A 3,604-nucleotide genomic window follows, 5' to 3' on the forward strand; every position below is an offset into this window, starting at 1 on the left:
GCAGGCCGGGCAAGCTCGATCATGCGGCGCTGCAGTTCGCCTTCCGTTTTCATGATCAGCCACGTGCACCCGAGGAGGGCATATGCGATAACGAGGGAAAGTCCTGTGAAAAGGCTGAACGGCGTCAACCAGTCGAGGACACCGCCGCTGAAAGCGGAGTTCGCAACCTCGAAGCCGTTGATGAATGCGCCGAGAGCGAGCCCTTGCGAGAACGTAGCGACGTAGGAGCCCCAGGCGAATGCCTTGTCCCAGAACGGCTTGTGGCTGTCGTCTGCTTTGAACCGAAACTCGAATGCGACACCTCTCCATATTAGGCCTCCCAGCATCAAGAAGAGGGGGAAATACAACGCACTGAGGATAATGGAATAGGCCAGTGGAAATGCCGCCAACAGAGCCGCGCCGCCAAGGACAAGCCAGGTTTCGTTGCCATCCCAAACCGGGGCAACCGTGTTGACCATGGTATCGCGATCATCACGATCCGGCACGAAGGGAAAGAGAATTCCGATGCCGAGATCGAAACCGTCCATGATCACATACATCATCAACCCAAAGGCGATGATGATTGCCCAAACCAACGGTAAGTCGATGCCCATCAGTCAATCCTCCCTTCCCGCTATGTCAATTGCTGGATCAACATCGTCAGGTGCTGCCGACAATGGTCTGGCCGGACGCTCGGCCTGGTGCGCATCTTGCCTGGAATGGTCAGGATCGAGATTTTCTTCTGGTCCTTGCGCCACCAACTTCAGCATATAACTGACGCCAGTCCCGAACACGGCGAAGTAAATCACAATGAAAGTCAGAAGTGTCGTCGACAGGGCCAGCGCCGAGTGGTTCGACACAGCATCCTTCGTTCGCATCACGCCATAGACCACCCAAGGCTGCCGGCCGATTTCAGTAGTAAGCCACCCTGCCAGAATGGCGATCAAGCCGGATGGTCCCATGACAAGCGCGAAACGCAGGAACAATTTCGATCGATACAATGTTCGACGATATCGCAGCACCAAGCTCCATAGACCCAACAAGAGCATGAGCATTGCCAATCCGACCATGATGCGAAATGTCCAGAAAACCACCGTCGAGTTCGGACGATCCTCGGGGGCAAACTCCTTAAGCGCGGGAAACTGGCCCCTCCACTCGTGGGTGAGAATTAGGCTGCCAATATCAGGTATTTCCACGGCGAATTTCGTTGTCTCAGCCGCCATATCCGGCCAGCCGAACAAAATGAGTGGAACGCTTTCTCCAGGCTTGTTTTCCCAATGACCTTCCAAGGCTGCAATCTTGGCGGGCTGATATTTGAGAGTGTTCAGACCATGAGCGTCGCCTAGCGCAACCTGCAACGGAGCAACGACGACTAGCATCCACATCGCCATCGACAGCATGATCCGTATCGGCCGTATATCGTTCCCACGAAGCAGATGCCACGCACCGGATGCACCGACAAAAAGAGCTGTGGCAAGAAATGCCGCCACCGTCATATGCGCCAATCGATATGGAAAGGACGGATTAAAGATAACTTTGAGCCATTCCACCGGAACAACGCGGCCGTTGATAATTTCGAAACCCTGCGGTGTCTGCATCCAGCTGTTCGACGCGAGAATCCATGTTGCAGAAACGAGCGTTCCAATTGCCACCATGATGGTGGCGAACCAGTGCAAACCCGGTCCTACCCTGTTCCAGCCGAACAACATCACGCCCAAAAACCCGGCTTCCAGAAAGAACGCGGTCAGCACTTCATAGGTGAGCAGCGGGCCCGTGATGCTTCCGGCGAAAGCCGAAAAATAGCTCCAGTTCGTGCCGAACTGGTACGCCATGACCAAGCCAGATACGACGCCCATGGCAAAATTGACCGCGAAGATTTTCGACCAGAAATGGTACAGGTCGCGATAAACAACGTCCTGTTTCCACAGCCATAGACCTTCGAGAACGGCGAGATAGCTTGCAAGCCCGATCGTGATTGCAGGAAAAATAATGTGAAATGAAATCGTAAAACCAAACTGAATTCGGGCCAGCTCAAGCGCGGTGAATCCTCGCATGGAATTTTTCCTTGTGTTGGATCAGTATCTATGGCTGCGAACGACAGCGATTGAACGCCGACGCGGCCGCCTTTGCAAACTATTCGATCGTCAGTTGCGTCTTCGAGGTGTCGACAGCGACGACCCGCCAGTCGTTGCTGCAGTCCGTTCCGATCTTGCCGATGCCACAACGTCTTCGGCCGCAGACGTCACTCAGCTTCTTATGAACGCAAGAAGATCGGAATTGATGACGTCGGCATGGGTCGTGCACATGCCATGCGGATATGTCTCATAGACCTTCAGTGTCCCATTCTTCAAAAGCTTGACCGACAGGAGCGCGGAGTCCGCAATGGGGACGATCTGGTCGTCGTCGCCGTGCATCACAAGCGTTGGAACGTCGATCACTTTCAGGTCTTCGGTGAAATCTGTTTCTGAAAAGGCTCTAATGCAGTCGTAATGCGCTTTCGCGCCGCCCATCATGCCTTGCCGCCACCAGTTCATGCGGAGCGGATCGGACACCGTCGCGCCTTCGCGGTTGAAGCCATAGAATGGGATCGGGAAATTCCAGTAGAACTGCGCGCGGTTGGCTGCGAGTTCAGCACGCAAGCCATCTAAAACGTCGATTGGCAAGCCGCCCGGGTTTGCGGCGGTTTTCACCATGATCGGCGGAACGGCACTTATCAGGACCAGCCTGGCTACGCGATCCTTGCCGTGGCGCGCGACGTAGTGGGCAGCTTCGCCGCCGCCGGTCGAATGCCCAACATGAATGGCATCCCGTAGGTCGAGCGATGCTGCCAGTTCCGCGAAATCGGCGGCATAGGTATCCATGTCGTTCCCGGTGGCGGTTTGGGTTGAGCGCCCGTGGCCACGGCGGTCGTGAGCGATGACGCGGTAACCCTTGTCCAAAAAGAAGAGCATTTGCGTATCCCAATCGTCGCTAGAGAGCGGCCAACCGTGATGGAAAACGATCGGCTGTCCCGTTCCCCAGTCCTTGTAGAAGATTTCCGTACCGTCCTTGGTTTTAAGTACGCCCATGTCATTCGTCCTTTCGTGAATGTTGTTGGAATGTGTTGGTGAAGCACGCTGCGCGCTCAAGGCCAATGCAGGGAAAGCTGCAAAGCCCGCCCCAATAAGAAGCACCTCACGGCGAGACGCATTGATCGATCCGATCGGGGTAAGTTTGTGCATGCGGAAAACTCCTCACGAGTTGGAGTCGGACAGGTGGGACGCTCGGCTGCCATTTCGTTGGCTGCAGGAAGAACCCGGAAAAAGCCCTGCATTCATCGTCTCTGTCACGTCCGGTTAACACGGCTCGCAGATGAGAATTAGCTCAGATGCCGAGCTCAAACATCCCATCCATAGGTTTGGATCGCTCATACCGAAGGCTGGAACACGCTATGAAGGTGGCTTGATGACCGCCAGTGGCGAGGTTTCTATAGTCTGGGGACTGGCCGAGCGAACGTCTCCGCATCCAGAGCCCTGATCGCAACCGATGGCGCGAGCAGGTACCATGGCGTCCTCGATAGTCCGCCCCAGTCCTTTACTCAGGAAACCATATACCAAAGTATCGAACGAACGCGTCCTCAGCACGA

At 55.3% G+C, this 3,604-nt stretch carries 4 protein-coding genes; all 4 read right to left on the reverse strand.

Annotation, left to right across the window (positions count from 1 at the left end):
- Positions 1–593: cytochrome d ubiquinol oxidase subunit II (gene cydB / locus AAAC48_RS12320; protein ID WP_340654449.1), on the reverse strand; the 593-nt coding region annotated here is incomplete at its 3' end.
- 3 nt (positions 594–596) lie between these two features.
- Positions 597–2,033, reverse strand: coding sequence for a cytochrome ubiquinol oxidase subunit I (locus tag AAAC48_RS12325; protein ID WP_340654450.1), 1,437 nt, complete (start codon positions 2,031–2,033; stop codon positions 597–599).
- A 192-nt stretch (positions 2,034–2,225) separates the two neighbouring features.
- Positions 2,226–3,047 (reverse strand): alpha/beta hydrolase, encoded by an 822-nt coding sequence (locus AAAC48_RS12330; RefSeq protein ID WP_340654452.1) that lies wholly within the window; start codon positions 3,045–3,047, stop codon positions 2,226–2,228.
- A gap of 360 nt (positions 3,048–3,407) precedes the next feature.
- Positions 3,408–3,604 (reverse strand): hypothetical protein (locus AAAC48_RS12335; protein WP_340654451.1); only part of this gene is annotated, 197 nt, incomplete at its 5' end.

This window comes from Phyllobacterium sp. (assembly GCF_037994405.1).
Classification (GTDB): Bacteria; Pseudomonadota; Alphaproteobacteria; order Rhizobiales; family Rhizobiaceae; genus Phyllobacterium.